7 protein-coding genes are annotated in these 15,760 nt (G+C 75.2%); 1 reads left to right on the forward strand and 6 read right to left on the reverse strand.

The genetic code is table 11. The features are described 5' to 3' along the window. Positions 1 to 3: 3 nt before the first annotated feature. From ACTMS9_RS16855 to ACTMS9_RS16875, 5 genes are all read right to left on the reverse strand, one after another. A complete protein-coding gene (locus ACTMS9_RS16855) occupies positions 4 to 9,315 on the reverse strand; it encodes an SDR family NAD(P)-dependent oxidoreductase (RefSeq protein ID WP_441165404.1) in 9,312 nt (3,103 codons plus the stop codon). Positions 9,316 to 9,371: 56 nt separating this feature from the next. Further along, complete coding sequence (locus ACTMS9_RS16860) at positions 9,372 to 10,781, reverse strand: NAD(P)/FAD-dependent oxidoreductase (RefSeq protein ID WP_441147876.1); 1,410 nt, start codon at positions 10,779 to 10,781, stop codon at positions 9,372 to 9,374. Further along, a complete protein-coding gene (locus tag ACTMS9_RS16865; protein ID WP_210778549.1) occupies positions 10,778 to 11,971 on the reverse strand; it encodes a DUF993 family protein in 1,194 nt (397 codons plus the stop codon). Before ACTMS9_RS16865 ends, ACTMS9_RS16860 begins: the two co-directional genes overlap by 4 nt. A 134-nt stretch (positions 11,972 to 12,105) precedes the next feature. Next, positions 12,106 to 12,357 carry a ferredoxin gene (locus tag ACTMS9_RS16870; RefSeq protein ID WP_441147874.1) on the reverse strand — a complete coding sequence of 84 codons (252 nt, stop codon included), beginning with the start codon at positions 12,355 to 12,357 and terminating at the stop codon, positions 12,106 to 12,108. Beyond that, on the reverse strand, positions 12,354 to 13,565 hold the full coding sequence (locus tag ACTMS9_RS16875; protein ID WP_441165405.1) for a cytochrome P450: 1,212 nt from the start codon (positions 13,563 to 13,565) through the stop codon (positions 12,354 to 12,356). Before ACTMS9_RS16875 ends, ACTMS9_RS16870 begins: the two co-directional genes overlap by 4 nt. A gap of 305 nt (positions 13,566 to 13,870) precedes the next feature. Between ACTMS9_RS16875 and ACTMS9_RS16880 the strand changes: the two genes are divergently transcribed. Beyond that, complete coding sequence (locus ACTMS9_RS16880; RefSeq protein ID WP_441165406.1) at positions 13,871 to 14,653, forward strand: TetR/AcrR family transcriptional regulator; 783 nt, start codon at positions 13,871 to 13,873, stop codon at positions 14,651 to 14,653. Positions 14,654 to 14,889: 236 nt separating this feature from the next. Here ACTMS9_RS16880 and ACTMS9_RS16885 read toward each other — a convergent pair whose 3' ends face one another. Then, positions 14,890 to 15,663 (reverse strand): thioesterase II family protein, encoded by a 774-nt coding sequence (locus ACTMS9_RS16885; protein WP_441165407.1) that lies wholly within the window; start codon positions 15,661 to 15,663, stop codon positions 14,890 to 14,892. Between the last annotated feature and the right edge of the window lie 97 nt (positions 15,664 to 15,760).

The following is a 15,760-nucleotide window of genomic DNA, read 5'->3' on the forward strand; positions in this document are numbered from 1 at the left end:
CGCTCAGCCCATCCCCAGGTTGTCCAGCACCGCGAACAGTTCGTCGTCGGTCGCCGTGGCCAGGTCGTCGTCCGTGCCGTCCGGCCCGGCCGGGTCGTGCCGGGTCCGCCACTCGCGCAGCACCGCCTCCAGCCGGGCGGTGACCCGGGCCGGGTCGCCGTCGGTGGGGCCGGCGAGCACCGCCGCGAGCCGGTCCAGTTCGGTCAGCACCCGGTCGTCCCCGGCGACGTCCCGCGCGCCCAGCTCGGCGGCGAGGTGGGCGGCCAGCTCCCGCGAGGTCGGGTAGTCGAAGACCAGCGTCGGCGAGAGCCACCGCCCGCACGCCTCGCTGAGCGTCCTGCGCAGCTCCACGGCGGCCAGCGAGTCGAAGCCGAGGTCCTGGAAGGCCCGGTCCGGCTCGACCGAACGCCAGTCGGGGTGGCCGAGGACGGCGGCGACGTGGGTGCGGACCAGCTCCAGCAGGAAGCGGTCCCGCTGGTCGTCGGGGAGCCCGGCGAGCCGCTGCGTCAGGTCGGGACCGGTCGGCGCGACGCGGCGGGCCGGTACCCGGACCACCTGGCGCAGCAGCGCCGGCAGCGCGTCGCCGGTGGCGCGCAGCGTGGCGACGTCGAGGCGTACCGGGACCAGGGCGGGGGTGGCCTGCCCGAGCGCCCGGTCGACCAGGGCCAGCCCCTCGGCGACGCCGAGCGGGTGCAGGCCCATCCGGTCCAGCCAGGGCGGCCCGGCCTCCCACGCGCCGAAGGCGAGGGCGGTGGCGGGCAGCTCGCGGGCGGCCCGGTGGGCGGCGAGCGCGTCGAGGTAGGTGGCCGCCGCGGCGGTGGCCGGCCGGCCGGCGCCGAACATCAGCCCGGCGGCCGAGGAGACCAGCACGAACGCCGCGAGGGGCCGGTCGGCGGTCAGCTCGTGCAGGTGCCAGGCCGGGTCGACGGTGGCGCGCAGGGCGGCGGCGAACGCCTCCGGCGCGGTGGTGGCGAGCAGGCTCTCCTCGCGTACGGCGGGGGCGTGCACCACGGCGGTGAGCGGGTGCGCCCCGGGGATCGAGTCGAGCAGCGCCCCCACCGCGTCCCGGTCGGTCAGGTCGCACGCGGCGACGGTGACGTCGGCGCCGAGGTCGGCCAGCTCGGCGAGGAGGTCCTTGTCGGCGTCCTCGGCGGGGTCGACGGCGAGCAGCAGGTGGTCGATCCGGTGCTCGGCGACCAGGTGCCGGGCGATGGCCGCGCCGGGTCCGCCGGTCCCGCCGGTGACCAGCACCGTGCCGTCGGTGTCCCAGCGCGGTGGCGCGCCGGCCCCGGCGGTGGCCCGGGTCAGCCGGGGCAGCAGCGCGCGGCCGTCGCGGACGGCCAGCTCCGGTTCGTCGTACGCGAGCAGCGCCGGCAGGGCCACGCAGGAGGGTCCACTGCCGTCGGTGTCGACGAGTACCAGCCGTCCCGGCTGCTCGGACTCGGCGGCGCGGACCAGCCCCCACACCGGCGCGAGCACCGGGTCGGCAGGCAGCTCCCCCGCTCCGACCGCGCCCTGGGTGAGCAGCACCAGCCGGGTCCGGGGCAGCCGGCTCTGCGCCAACCAATCTTGCAGCGTGCCGAGCAGGTCGGTGAGCAGGGCGCGGACCGCCTCCGGCCCCTGCCCGGCCGGGGTGGCCGGGGCGTGCAGCACATACGCCGGTTCCGGCGCGCCGGCGTCCACGGCGGCGAGCAGCGCGGCCAGGTCGGGTTGCGCGGGCGCGTCGGGGACCACCCCGAACGGGTCCGCGCCGAGCACCGCCCAGGTGGCCGGCGCGGCGTCCGGGGCGGCCTCGGGCGCGGGTACCCAGTCGAGGCGGAGCAGGCTCTCGTCGCCGGCGCCGGTGACGGCGGCCAGTTCGTCGGCGCCGACCAGCCGGCTCTCCAGGTGTCCGACGGTGAGCACCGGGCGGCCGTCGGCGTCGGTGGCGGTCAGCGTGACCCCGCCGCCGACCGGCACCAGGTGGACGCGCAGCGTCGCCGGGGCGGCGGCGTGGCGGGTGACGTCCCGCCAGACCGACGGCTGGACCGGTCCGGCGGCGTCGTCGAGGCGGTGCGGGTGCAGGGCCGCGTCGAGCAGCGCGGGATGCGTCTCGTGGCCGTCGGCGGTGACCCCCTCGGGCAGGCTCACCTCGGCGAACAGCTCGGTGCCCCGGCGCCACACCGCCCGCAGGCCCTGGAAGGTCGGGCCGTACCCGTAGCCGTGGCGCAGCAGGCCGCGGTGGACGTCCTCGACGTCCGCGCGGACCGCGCCCGGGGGTGGCCAGGCGGCCGGCGGCGGGGGCGGGGTGGGTCCGCCGCGGGCGAGCACGCCGGTGGCGTGCCGGGTCCACGGCAGCTCCTCGTCGGCGCCGCGGGTGTGCACCCCGACCGGCCGCGCGCCGTGCTCGCCGGGCGACCCGACCACCACGCGTACGGTGACCGCCTCGTCGGTGAGGACCAGCGGGGTCTCGGCGGTCAGCTCCACCAGCCGGTCGCAGCCGACCTGCGCACCGGCGTGCAGGGCGAGGTCGAGCAGGCCGGTGCCGGGGAAGACGACGCGGCCGTGCAGGTCGTGGTCGGCCAGCCAGGGCTGCCCGGGCAGGGAGATCCTGCCGGTGAGCACCAGCAGGTCGTCGTCGGGGACGCTCACCTTGGCGCCGAGCAGCGGATGGCCGGTGGCGACCTGCCCGAAGCCGGAGAGGTCGGCGGTGGAGGGTGCGGCGAGCCAGTAGCGCTGCCGCTGGAAGGGGTAAGTGGGCAGATCGATCGTGCCGGTGGTCTGCGGGAGCAGTGCGGTCCAGTCGACGGTGGTGCCGGTGACGTGCAGCCTCGCGAGGGCGGCGAGGGCCTGGCGGTGTTCGTCGTGTCCCCGCCGCAGGCTGGGGATGACGGTGACGTCGTCGGTGGGGATGCCCTCGATCATTGGGGTGAGCGCGGCGTCCGGACCGAGTTCCAGGAACGTGGTCGCGCCTGCCTGATGCAGGGCGATGATGCCGTCGGCGAAACGCACGGCCTCGCGAACGTGCCGGACCCAGTAGTCGGGGTCGGTCAGCTCGCTGCTGGCCAGGGCGCCGGTCAGATTGGACACGACCGGAAGTTGCGGCTCGGTGTAGGTCAGGCTCGTCGCGACAGCGCGGAACTCGTCGAGCATCGGATCCATCAACCCACTGTGGAACGCGTGACTGACCCGAAGCCGGGTGGTCTTACGACCAAGCGTGGTGAAGTGCTCGGCGACCGTGAGCACGGCGGCCTCGGGGCCGGAGATCACCACGGACCGGGGGCCGTTGACGGCCGCGATGTCCACACCACCAGCCGCCACGTGACCGCCACCATTGCCGGTGCCCGCACCGCTGCCGGTGCCGGTGCCCGCACCGTTGCCGATGCCGTTGCCGGTCCCGGCTGAGTCGTTTACGACATCAGCTCCAAAGGATCCGACCACCACACCCGGACCCGCCAGCGCCGCCCGCACCTCCTCCTCCGACGCCTGCACCGCCACCATCGCGCCACCATCGGGCAACGCCTGCATCAACCGCCCACGAGCCGCCACCAGACAAGCCGCGTCCGCCAACGACAACACCCCGGCGACATGCGCGGCAGCCAGCTCACCGATCGAATGCCCGGCCACGAAATCCGGCCGCACACCCCACGACTCCACCAACCGGAACAGGGCCACCTCGACGGCGAACAGGCCGGCCTGCGCATAGCCCGTCCGCCGGATCAGTTCCTCGTCGTCCCCCCAGATCACCTCACGCAGCGGCCGGTCCAGGTGCGCGTCCAGTTCGGCCACCACCGCGTCGAACGCAGCGGCGAACGCCGGGAACGCCCCGTACAGCTCACGACCCATGCCCAGGCGCTGCGCGCCCTGACCGGTGAACAGCACCGCCAGCCGACCACCCGGCCGGGCCACGCCGGTGACCAGGCCGGGAGTGCCGGCGCCGGCGGCCAGGGCGGTCAGGCCGGCGGACAGCTCCGCCGGGTCCGCGCCGAGCACCACGGCCCGGTGGGGGTGCAGCGCCCGGCCGGTCGCCAGGGTCCGGGCCGCCGCGGCCGCGTCCGCCAGGTCCATCGGGCCGGCGACCTCCGCCAGCCGACCCGCGAGGGCCCGCAGCGCCGGTACCGACCTCGCGGACACCAGCCACGGCAGCACGCCCGTCACCCCTGAGTCCGCGCCGGGGCCGGACGCACCGGTCGACGCGTCGTCCGGGGCCTGCTCGATGATGATGTGGGCGTTGGTGCCGCTGATGCCGAACGACGACACCCCGGCCCGGCGGGGGCGCCCGTCGACCGGCCACTCGCGCGCCTCGGTCAGCAGCTCCACCGCACCGGCCGACCAGTCCACCTGCGGCGAGGACTCCTCGGCGTGCAGCGTCCGGGGCAGCACACCGTGCCGCATCGCCAGGACCATCTTGATCACGCCGGCCACACCGGCGGCGGCCTGGGTGTGCCCCAGGTTCGACTTGATCGACCCCAACCACAGCGGCCGGTCGGCGGGCCGGTCCTGACCATAGGTCGCCAGCAGCGCCTGCGCCTCGATCGGGTCACCGAGGGTCGTACCCGTGCCGTGCGCCTCCACCACGTCCACCTCGACGGCCGGCACGCCGGCCGACGCCAGGGCGGCCCGGATCACCCGCTGCTGCGACGGACCGTTCGGGGCGGTGAGCCCGTTCGACGCGCCGTCCTGGTTGACCGCCGAGCCGCGCACCACCGCCAGGACCGGGTGCCCGTTGCGGCGGGCGTCGGAGAGCCGTTCGACCAGCAGCAGGCCGACGCCCTCGGAGAAGCCGGTGCCGTCGGCGCCCGCGCCGAAGGAGCGGCACCGGCCGTCCGGGGAGAGCCCGCGCTGCCGGCTGAACTCCAGGATCACCTCGGGGGTGGCCATCACGGTCGCCCCACCCGCGAGGGCCAGCGAGCACTCCCCGGCGCGCAGCGCGCGGACTGCCCAGTGCAGCGCCACCAGCGACGACGAGCAGGCGGTGTCGACGGTGACCGCCGGCCCCTCCAGTCCGAGGGCGTACGCGACCCGACCGGAGGCGATGGAGCCGGTGGCGGTGCTGCCGGCGTAGTCGTGGTACATCAGGCCGGCGAAGACGCCAGTGTCGCTGCCGCGCAGCGTGGCCGGGTCGATGCCGGCGCGTTCCAGGGTCTCCCAGGCGCACTCCAGCAGCAGCCGCTGCTGCGGGTCCATCGCCACGGCCTCGTTCGGGCTGATCCCGAAGAAGTCGGCGTCGAACTCCCCCGCGTCGGCCAGGAACCCGCCCGACCGGGTGTACGTCCGCCCGGCCAGTCCCGGCTCGGGGTGGTACAGGCCGTCGGTGTCCCAGCCGCGGTCGGTGGGGAACCCGGAGATGGCGTCCGCCCCGTCGGCGACCAGCCGCCACAGTTGCTCCGGGGAGCCGACCCCACCGGGGAAGCGGCAGCCCATCGAGACGATCGCGATCGGCTCGTCGGCGACGGCCGGCGCCGCCGCGACCGGGGTGGCCGGGTGGGCCGCGCCGAGCAGCGTCGCGGCGAGGTGGGCGGCGACCGCCGAGACGGTCGGGTGGTCGAAGACCAGCGTGGCGGGCAGCCGCAGGCCGGTCGCCGCGTTGAGCCGGTTGCGCAGCTCCACCGCGGTGAGCGAGTCGAAGCCGAGTTCCTTGAGGGCGCGGCCGGCGTCCACGGCGTCCGGGGTGGCGTGGCCGAGGACCCCGGCGACCTCGGCGCGGACCAGGTCCAGCAGGGTGCGGCGGCGGTCCTCCTCGGGCAGCCGCCGCAGCCGGTCGGCCAGCGAGGCGGCGCCGGTGCCCCGGTGGGCCTGGCGGCGGGGCACCCGGACGAGGTCGCGCAGCACGGCCGGCAGCGCCCCGGCGGTGGCCTGGGCGCGCAGGCCGGCCCGGTCCAGCCGGAGCAGCACCGGCGCGGTGACGTCGCCGGCCAGCGCGGCGTCGAACAGGGCCAGCCCGTCGGCCTCGGAGAGCGCGTCGAAGCCCTGCTGGCGCAGCCGGCGCAGCGCCGTCTCGTCGAGGTGCCCGGTCATCCCGGTGCCGCCGGCCCAGAGCCCCCAGCCCAGGGAGTGCGCGGGCAGGCCCCGGGCGCGGCGGTGCGCGGCGAGGGCGTCCAGGAAGAGGTTCGCGGCGGCGTAGTTGGCCTGCCCGGCCGGGGCGAGCACCCCGGCGGCCGAGGAGAAGAGGCAGAACAGCGCCAGGTCGGCGTCGCGGGTCAGCTCGTGCAGGTGCCAGGCGGCGTCGACCTTCGGCGCCAGCACGGCGTCCACCCGCTCGGGTGTCAGCGACTGCACGAGGCCGTCGTCGAGCACCCCGGCGGCGTGCACCACCCCGGTCAGCGGGTGCGCGGCGTCCACGGCGTCGAGCAGGGCGCGCAGCGCCACCGGGTCGGCGACGTCGCAGGCGGCGACGGTGACCCGCGCGCCGAGGTCGGTCAGCTCGGCGCGCAGCGCGTCGACGCCGGGGGCGTCCGGGCCGCGGCGGCTGGTCAGCAGGAGGTGTCGCACGCCGTGGACGGCGGCCAGGTGGCGGGCCACCAGGGCGCCGAGGCCGCCGGTGCCGCCGGTGACCAGGACGGTGCCGTCGGGCGCCAGCGCCGGCGGGGCGTCGCCGTTCGCGGGGGCGCGCACCAGCCGGGGTACGGCCGCCGCGCCGGCCCGCAACGTCACCTCGGGCTCGCCGAGGCGCAGCACGGCCGGCAGCGCCGCCAGGGAGACGGGATCGTCGTCGGCACCGACCAGCAGGAAGCGACCCGGGTGCTCGGCCGCGGCGGCCCGGAGCACGCCTCGCACCGGCGCGGTGCGCAGGTCGTCGTCGGCGTCGGGCAGGAGCGCCACCAGCGTCGCGCCGGCCAGCCGCTCGTCGGCCAGCCACTCCTGGACGACCCGCAGTGCCCGCCGGGCCGCCGCGTGCGCGCCGTCGATCACGTCGCCGGCGCCGGCGCTGACGGGCCAGAGCGCCACCTCGGGTACGGCGGCACCGGCGTCCAGGTCGGCCCGGAGCGCGGCCAGGTCGGGGTGGTTGGTGGCGGGCGCGCCGATGGGCGGGTCCGCGCCGAGCACCGCCCAGCCGTCGAACGAGCCGACGCCCGCCGTCAGGTCGACCGGTCGGCGGTCCAGGCGCAGCGGCTCCACGGCCGGGGCACCGCCGGCGGCGGCCAGCTGCTCGGCGGCGACCGGGCGGGCCACCAGCGCGCCGACCGAGATCACCGGTGCGCCGGCCGGGTCGACCGCCTCGATCGTGGCCCGGTCCGGCCCGAGGCGCCGCACCCGTACCCGCAGCGCGGTGGCCCCGACGGCGTGCAGGGTGACGTCGGTCCAGGCGAACGGCAGCAGGGTGTCCCCGCCCGCGTCGGAGATCACGCCGGCGTGCAGGCAGGCGTCGAGCAGCGCCGGGTGCACCCCGAACCGGTCGGCGTCCGGCTGGGCCGCCTCCGGCAGGGTCACCTCGGCGAAGAGGTCGTCGCCGTGCCGCCAGAGCCCGGTCAGTCCCTGGAACGCCGGGCCGTAGCCGTAGCCCCGCCCGGTCAGCCGGGCGTACCCGTCGCGGATGTCGACGGCGGCGGCGTCGCGCGGTGGCCAGTCGGCCGGTGCGGCGGCGGGGGCCGGGGCGGCGGGCGCGAGCAGCCCCTCGGCGTGCCGGGTCCACGGCTGGTCGGAGTCCTCGGGGCGGGAGTGGACGCTGACCGGGCGCGCGCCGTCGGCGTCGGGGGCGCCGACGACGACCTGGAGCGCGACGGCGCCGCGCTCAGGCAGTACCAGCGGCGCGCCGAGGGTCAGCTCCGCCACGCCTGGCAGGTCGACCTGCTCGCCGGCGTGCAGGGCCAGCTCCACCAGGGCGGCGCCGGGGAGCACCGGCCGGCCGTGGACCTCGTGGTCGGCGAGCCAGGGTTGCCGGGTCACGGAGAGCCGGCCGGTGAGCAGCAGCCCGTCGCCGTCGGCGGGCCGGACCAGTCCGGTCAGCAGCGGGTGGCCCGGGGCGCCCTCACCGGCGCCGGTGGTGCGCCCGGTCGGGTTCTTCCAGTAGCGCCGCCGCTGGAAGGCGTAGGTGGGCAGGTCGACGATCCGGCCGCCGGCGAGGAAACCGGCCCAGTCCACCGGCGCGCCGTGCACGTACGCCTCGGCGAGCGAGGTGGCGAAGCGGCGCAGCCCGCCGTCCTCGCGGCGCAGCGACCCGATCGGTACGGCGGTGACGCCGGCCGCCTCGGCGGTGTCCTGCACGGCCGAGGTGAGCACCGGGTGGGCGCTGGACTCCACGAACACGCGGTGCCCGTCGGCGAGCAGCGCCCGGACGGCCTCGGAGAAGCGGACGGTCTGGCGCAGGTTGCGGTACCAGTAGTCGGCGGTCACCGTGGCGGTGTCCAGCGGCCCCCCGGTGACCGTGGAGTAGAAGGCCACCCCGGCGGTACGCGGGCTGACCGGGGCGAGCGCCTCGATCAGCTTCTCCCGGATGCCCTCGACGTAGTGCGAGTGCGAGGCGTAGTCGACGGCGATCCGGCGGACCTGCACACCGTCGGCGGTCAGCTCGGCGTGGAACTCGTCGAGGGCGGCGACCTCGCCGCAGACCACCATGGACGACGGGCCGTTGACGACGGCGAGCTGGAGCCGGCCGGCCCACCGCTCCAGCCGGGCCTCGACGGCGTCGCGGGGCAGCAGCACGGACATCATCCCGCCGAGGCCGGCGAGTTCCGCGCCGATGAGCCGGCTGCGCAGGGCGACGACCCGGGCGCCGTCGTCCAGGGTGAGCGCGCCGGCGACGCAGGCGGCGGCGATCTCGCCCTGGGAGTGGCCGACCACCGCGGCGGGCCGTACCCCGTGTTCCTGCCAGAGGTGGGCCAGCGACACCATGACCGCCCAGAGCATCGGCTGCACCACGTCGACCGAGTCCCAGAGCGGGGAGTCGGGGTCGCGCAGCACGTCCAGCAGCCGCCACTCGACGTACGGCTCGAGCGCGGTGGCGCACTCGGTGAGCCGGGCGGCGAAGGCCGGCGCCTCGTCGAGCAGCGCCCGGGCCATTCCGGGCCACTGGGAGCCCTGGCCGGGGAAGACGAAGACCGCCCGGGCGTCGGGCAGGACCGTGCCGGTCACCACGCCGGGGGCGTCGGCGGCGTCGGCCAGTGCGCGTACCCCGGCCAGCAGCTCGGCGCGGTCCGCGCCGAGCACCACGGCGCGGTGGCCGAGCCGGGCGCGGGTGGTCAGCAGCGAGTGACCGACGTCCGCCGCCCGCGGGTCGGCGGCCTTTTCCAGGTACGCCGACAGCCGGGCCGCCTGCCCGCGCAGCGCGTCGGCGCCGCGCCCGGAGAGCACCCAGGGCAGCACCGCGCCGTCCCGCGACGGCATCTCCTGGTTCACCGGGTACCACCGCCTGTTCCGATCGCGAGGTGAGCCGTCTGCGGGTCGTGCATGGGTCAGGCCGGACTGGCCGTGGACCGGGGCGCCGCGTCGACCTTGACGAGGTCGCCGAACTCGGGGAACTGCGCGATGGCCTGCTCGGCGGTGAGCGCCGGCGTACGGGGGCCGCGCAGCACCGCCCAGAGGAAGGCGGGGGTCATCATCCGGGTCATCGGCGCGCAGAGCGACGCCACGTTGAACACGGTGTTGATCACCATGCGGTTGCCGCAGCCGGTCCGGGCGACCCGGGCGGCCATCTTGTTGGCGAACGCGCCGCCGCGCAGCGGTACGTTGGCCCGCACGTGCGGCAGCCCCTGGTCGGTGTTGACGGCGATCTGCCAGGCGCCCTGGTTGATCTTCGCGATCGCGGCCTGCACGTTGCGGGAGAAGCCGGGGCGCAGGCCCCGCACGTCCAGCTCGGTCCGCAGCGCCAGCGCGCACTGCGCGGCGACCGACATGCCGGTGCCGTGCACCGGGTTCAGCGCCTGGGCGGCGTCGCCGATCACCAGGAAGCCCTCCGGCACGGGCAGCTTCTCGAAGCGTCGCCGCTGGTCGGGGATGCTCCGGTAGGCCCGGATCGGCCCGGCCGGGCGGGCCTGGGCGATCAGGTCGGCGATGATCGGGTGGTGCCGGTCCCGGGCGAACTGCGCGAAGCCCTCCTCGTCGGTGGGGGGCTCGCCGCCCCGGCTGCCGAAGAGGCTGAGGATCCAGCGGCCGTTCTCCATCGGCAGCAGCCCGGCGCCCTGGCCGGGGCGGCCGGTGCCCGCCTGCATCTGGATCATCACGCCGGGGAAGTCGTCGCGGGTGCCGGGCGGTGCGGTGAACCAGCGGCTGACGTAGACGATGCCGGCGTCCACCACGTCCTCGCGGACCTGCGGCAGGCCCAGGTCGACCAGCCACTTGGGGGCGCTGGTGGCCCGGCCGGTGGCGTCGACCACCAGGTTGGCGTCGAGGGTGCGTTCCGCGCCGCCCTGCTCGACCCGCACGCCGGTGACCCGGTCGGCGTCGCCGACCAGCCCGGTGACCCGGGTGCCCTCCCGGACGCCGATCCGCTCCTCGCGCAGCACCTGCTCGCGGACCACGTGGTCGAGCAGTTCCCGGCTGCACAGCAGCAGGTACGCGTCGGTGTCCAGCCGTTCCATCCAGCCCTCGGGGCCGCGGGCCAGCGCGCCGGAGGGCAGCCCCCGGCGCTTGGCGCCGGCGGCGTACAGCCGGTCGGTGACGCCGGGCAGCAGCTGGTCGAGGGCCTCGACGCCGCCGCGCATGAGGATGTGGCTGTGGTGGCCCTGGGGCAGCCCCTTGCGCGGCTGCGGCTCGGCGGGGAGCTGGTCCCGTTCGAGGACGGTGACCTCGTCGACGGCGCGGGCCAGCGCGGCGGCGGCGAGCATCCCGGCGAGGCCGCCGCCGAGGACGACGGCCCGGCTCACTGTTCGATCCCCGAGGTGGCGAGGAAGAGCTTCATCCGCCGCTCGGCGAGTTCCGGGTCCGGCAGCGCGCCGAGGCTGTCGGCCAGCCGGTACGCGGCGGCCAGGTGCGGCACCGAGCGGGCGGACTGCTCGCCCCAGACCATCCGGAAGTGGTCGTGGTGCCCGGCCAGCCAGCCGAGGAAGACCACCCCGGTCTTGAAGAAGAAGATGCTCCGGCCCTCGCCGCTGAACAGGTGCCGGTTGAGCGGCAGGGTCTCCTCCAGCAGCCCCCGGGCCCGGCTGTCGTCGCCGGCGTCGAGCGCCCGGAAGGCCTCGGCGGCGATCGGCACGACCGCGTCGATGACCGGGGTGAGCGGGTGGCTGTGCCCGGACCCGTCGCCGACGAACATCTCCGGGTACTCGGTGGTGTCGCTGGTGTAGAACTTCACGCCCTCGGGCAGCCGCTTGCGCCACTCGACCTGCCGGGCCAGCGACGCCGGTCCGATCTTGACGCCGTCGACCTTGTCCAGGTTGTCGCGGACGATGGCGATCAGCGCGTCGTACGCGTCGTCGGGCTCCTCGTAGCCGAAGTACTCCGAGTTGCGCGGGTCCCACTCCGAGGTGATCCAGTGCACGATCGCCGGCTGGCTCGACTGGCGCAGCAGGTTGCCGTACACGGTGGCGAAGTCCTCGGGGCCGCGGACGGCGACGTTCAGGTGCGGGCTGCACATGATCACCGGCTGCGCGCCGGCCTCCTCGACCACGGCCAGCTGCTCCTCGTAGGCGGCCTGGACCTCGGCGAGGGTGACCGGGGCGAACGGCTCCAGCTGGTCGGTGAGGACGGCCGCGGCCATCCGGCCGCCGACCGCCTTCGCCTCGGCGCCGCAGCGGCGGATCAGCTCGGCGGCGCGGGGCCAGTCCAGCCCCATGCCGCGGTGGGCGGTGTCCATGCCCTCGCAGAGCGTGAAACCGTACGACCACAGGTGCCGGCGGAAGGCCAGGGTCGCCTCCCAGTCCAGCGACTGCGGCGGCGGGTCGCCGCCGGGCGGACCGAAGGGCTCGTTGTCGGCCAGCGGGTCACCCAGCACGTGCGCGGTGGCCAGCACGGAACGGGTCCGAAACGGGGAGGGGTCGGCGGGCTGCACCACGCGCGGCGCCTGGGTCGGGTGGTAGACGGTCAGGGTGCCGTCCGACTCCGGAAGCTTGATCATTTTTTTTCTGCTCCGAACCGTCGTCTGGATCGAGTCGGCACAATTCAAGCGACTCACGGGAGTGCGGTTCCATAGCGGCGACCCCCTAATTCCGGGGCAACCCCTCAACGGCTTCCGCCGGCCCGACCGCGCCCCTAGGGGGCGGGCCGGACCGGCGGGCTGCCGGAATTGGTCCGATCGACGGAGATGGCACCGACCGGACAGTTCAGCGCGGCCGTACGGGTCGCCGCGCGCAGCGCCGGTTCCGGCGATTCCACCAGGACGACCACGAGACCGTCGCGGTCGTCCTGGTCGAACACGGTGGGCGCGAAGTGCACGCAGTTGCCGGAACCGACGCAGGTTTCCCGGTCGACTTCGACACGCATTGTCGGCGACCCGTCGCTCACCAGGTGACGGGCAGTTCGTGCAACCCGTACGCGTGCGCGTCGAACATGTACGACAGTTTGTCGACGTCGGCGGCCAGGCGCAGCTCCGGAACGCGCGCGAAGAGCGTACGGAAGACGGTTTCGAGCTGCATCCGGGCCAGGTTCGCGCCGGGGCACATGTGGTTGCCGTAACTGAAGGCCAGGTGTCCTTCGGCGTTGCGGTGGATGTCGAACTTCTCCGGTTCCGGGAAACGCTCCGGGTCCCAGTTCGCCGCGCCGTTGAGGGCGAGCACGCCCTCGCCCTTGCGGATGGCGCCGCCGCTGACCTCGACGTCGTGGGTGGCCACCCGCACGGTGGCCGAGTCGAGGATGCTGAGGAAGCGCAGCAGCTCCTCGACCGCACCCGGCCACAGCGACGGGTCCGCCTTGAGCTCGGCGAGCTGCTCCGGGTGCTCCAGCAGCACCACCGTGCCGAGGGAGACGACGTTGGCGGTGGTGTCGGAACCGGCGATCACCAGCACCCGGGCGATGGCGACCAGGTCCTCGTGTTCGAGGGTGGGCTCGTCGGGGAGCCGGGCCGCGATCCGGCTGAGCAGGTCGTCGCCCGGGTTCTTGGTCTTCTCGGTGATCAGCTCGTCGAGGAACTCGTCCATCTCGGCGATCGCGCCGGCCACCGCCTCCTGCGTCGAGTCCCGGCCGGTGGTGGTCTCGGCGTAGCGGCGGAAATAGCCGATGTGCACCGGGTCGACGCCGAGCATCTCGCAGAACAGCAGCGCCGGCACGGGCAGCGCCAGCTCGGCCATCAGGTCCAGCGGGCCGCCCTTGGCCAGCATCTGGTCGATCTGCGTGTCGACGATCTGCTGCATCCGCGGGCGGAGCTTGTTGATCCGCGCGGCGGTGAATTCGGGGATCACCATTCGCCGGCGGACGGTGTGCTCCGGCGGGTCCATCGCCGGGAACGGGAAGGCGATGTACGGCAGCATCTCCTCCGGCACGTGGAACTGCGCCGGGTAGGCGGGGTTACGCGCATTCGAACTCATCGACGGGTCACCCAGGACCTGGCGCACGTCCCGGTAGCGGGTCAATGCCCAGACGGGTTTACCGGTCATCCGGTTGGTCACCGGAGCGAGTGGGTTCTCCTCACGCATCCGCTCGTATTCCTGCGGAACGGCGAGCGGGCACCGGCGCCGGTCCAGCGGAAAATCCGGGCGCTCGGTACCGGTGGTCACGGCATCGGCTGTTTCGGTCATCGCTGCGACGCCTCTCTCTTCAGGGGGCGGCGGGGAATCGATCGGATCGATTCAAGCAGCGCGCCGGCACGGCGGACAGGTTCCGCACCCCCTAAGGTCGGCGATGAGCCCCCTATGCCGGCACCACGGGACGGGGTGGAACGGTTACTGTCACGGCACCGACGGTCCGTTTCCCAATCCCGTGCAGACATCGTTCGGGCGGCGGCATACCCTGAACCGCAGCGACGGGCAGCGGCGAAGGGCGGATGACCGCGGCCGGGCGTCTCAGAGGGAAAGTGGAGTCGATGGGCGGAAGCATTGATCCGGGGCTGCCGGGATACATCGGGGACGCCTGGGGTTTGCGGGACCGACCGAACAAGGGTCCCAAGCGCGCGCTGAGCCTTCCGCGCATCGTCGACGCGGCGGTCGCCATCGCCGCGTCGGAGGGTCTGTCGGCGGTGTCGATGAGCCGGGTCGCGTCGGATCTCGGCGCCTCGACCATGTCGCTGTACCGCTACCTGTCGGCCAAGGACGAGCTGCTCCAGCTGATGATGGACGCGATCTACCAGACGCCGCCGTCCGGGCCCGACTCGCCGGACGAGGGCTGGCGCGCCGGGCTGGCCCGGTGGACCTGGGAGCAGCACGCGATCCTGCGCAAGCACACCTGGGCGCTGCACATCCCGACCCTCGGCCCGCCGGTCACCCCCAACCAGATCATCTGGCTGGAGCGGGGGCTGGAGTGCCTGGGCGGCACCGCCCTGGGCGAGGGCGAGAAGCTGTCGGTGATCATGTTGCTGAGCGGTTTCTGCCGCAACGACGCCACCGTCTCCGCCGACGTGCAGGCCTCGTTCATGGCCAAGGCCCCCGACGAGCTGGCCGCGATGTCCTCCTACGGTCAGCTGGTCCGCAAGCTCGCCGGGCCGGACCGCTTCCCGGCGTTCACCGCGGTGATCGACGCCGGCGTGCTGGACACCCCGGCCGGCCCGGACGACGAGTTCGTCTTCGGCCTGGAGCGCATCCTCGACGGGGTGGGCGCCCTGCTCGAGCAGCGCGCCGCGGCGAGGGGCGCGGGCGGCGACGGGCACTGACCCTCCGCCCGGACGGCCCGCCCCCGCCGAGCGACGCACAGCCTGTTCCCGTCGCTGTGGACCTGATGTCGTGAACGACTCAGCCCGCACGCTGATCCGTCGCGGTGACCCGCGGCGCGGGACCTCGGCTCGCGGGGCGACCGCCGCTGCCCGGCCGGCGAGGGCCGCGAGTCGTCCACGTCATCAGCTCGAAAGCGCCCGCGCACGGCTGTTTCGCCGGCGGCGGCCTGAGCCGGTCAGGCGCGGGCGTGGCCGACCACCACCCCGTCCGCGGCGTGCCGGCGGATCAGGGCCATGACCTGGGCGGCGTGCCGGTTGAGGTAGAAGTGCCCGCCGGAGAAGACGTGCAGCGCGAACGGGCCGGTGGTGTGCTCCCGCCAGCTCTCCGCGTCGGGCACGTCGACCTGCGGGTCGGCGTCACCGGTCAGCGCGTACACCGGGCAGGTCAGCGGCGGACCCGGCTGGTAGCGGTAGGTCTCGGCGGCCTTGTAGTCGGCGCGCAGCGCCGGCAGGATCATCCGCACCAGCTCGGGGTCGGTGAGCATCTGGGCGTCGGTGCCCTCCAGCTTCAGCATCTCGCTGATCAGCACGTCGTCGTCGCCCTCGTGCACCCAGGCGGGGCGGTGCCGCGACGGCGCCCGCCGGCCGGAGGCGAACAGCGCGGACACCTCGGTCCCGCGCGCCTGCAGCCGCCGGGCCACCTCGAACGCCACGGTCGCGCCCAGGCTGTGCCCGAACAGCGCCAGCGGCCGGTCGGCCCAGACGGCCACCTGGTCGACGAGGGCGTCGACCAGCCGGGGCACGTCCTCGAAGGCCGGCTCGGCGCGGCGGTCCTGGCGGCCCGGGTACTGCACGGCCAGGACGTCCAGGCTGGGGCTCAGCGCCTGGGACACCGGATAGAAGTACGACGCGGAGCCGCCGGCGTGGGCGAAGCAGATCAGCCGGGTGGGGGCGTCCGGGGCGGGGTGGAAGCGGCGGATCCAGGCGCCGTTGTCCGTGGGTACGGCCATCTCGTGCATCCTTCGCGTCGGTGCGCCGGCGCGGCCGGCGCGGGAGGAACGGCCCGGCCGCCGCCGGCCCGGCCGGGGGTCGACCCGGCCGGGGACT

The sequence above is a fragment of the Micromonospora sp. L31 genome, assembly GCF_052068075.1.
In the GTDB taxonomy this organism is placed as follows: Bacteria; Actinomycetota; Actinomycetes; order Mycobacteriales; family Micromonosporaceae; genus Micromonospora; species Micromonospora purpureochromogenes.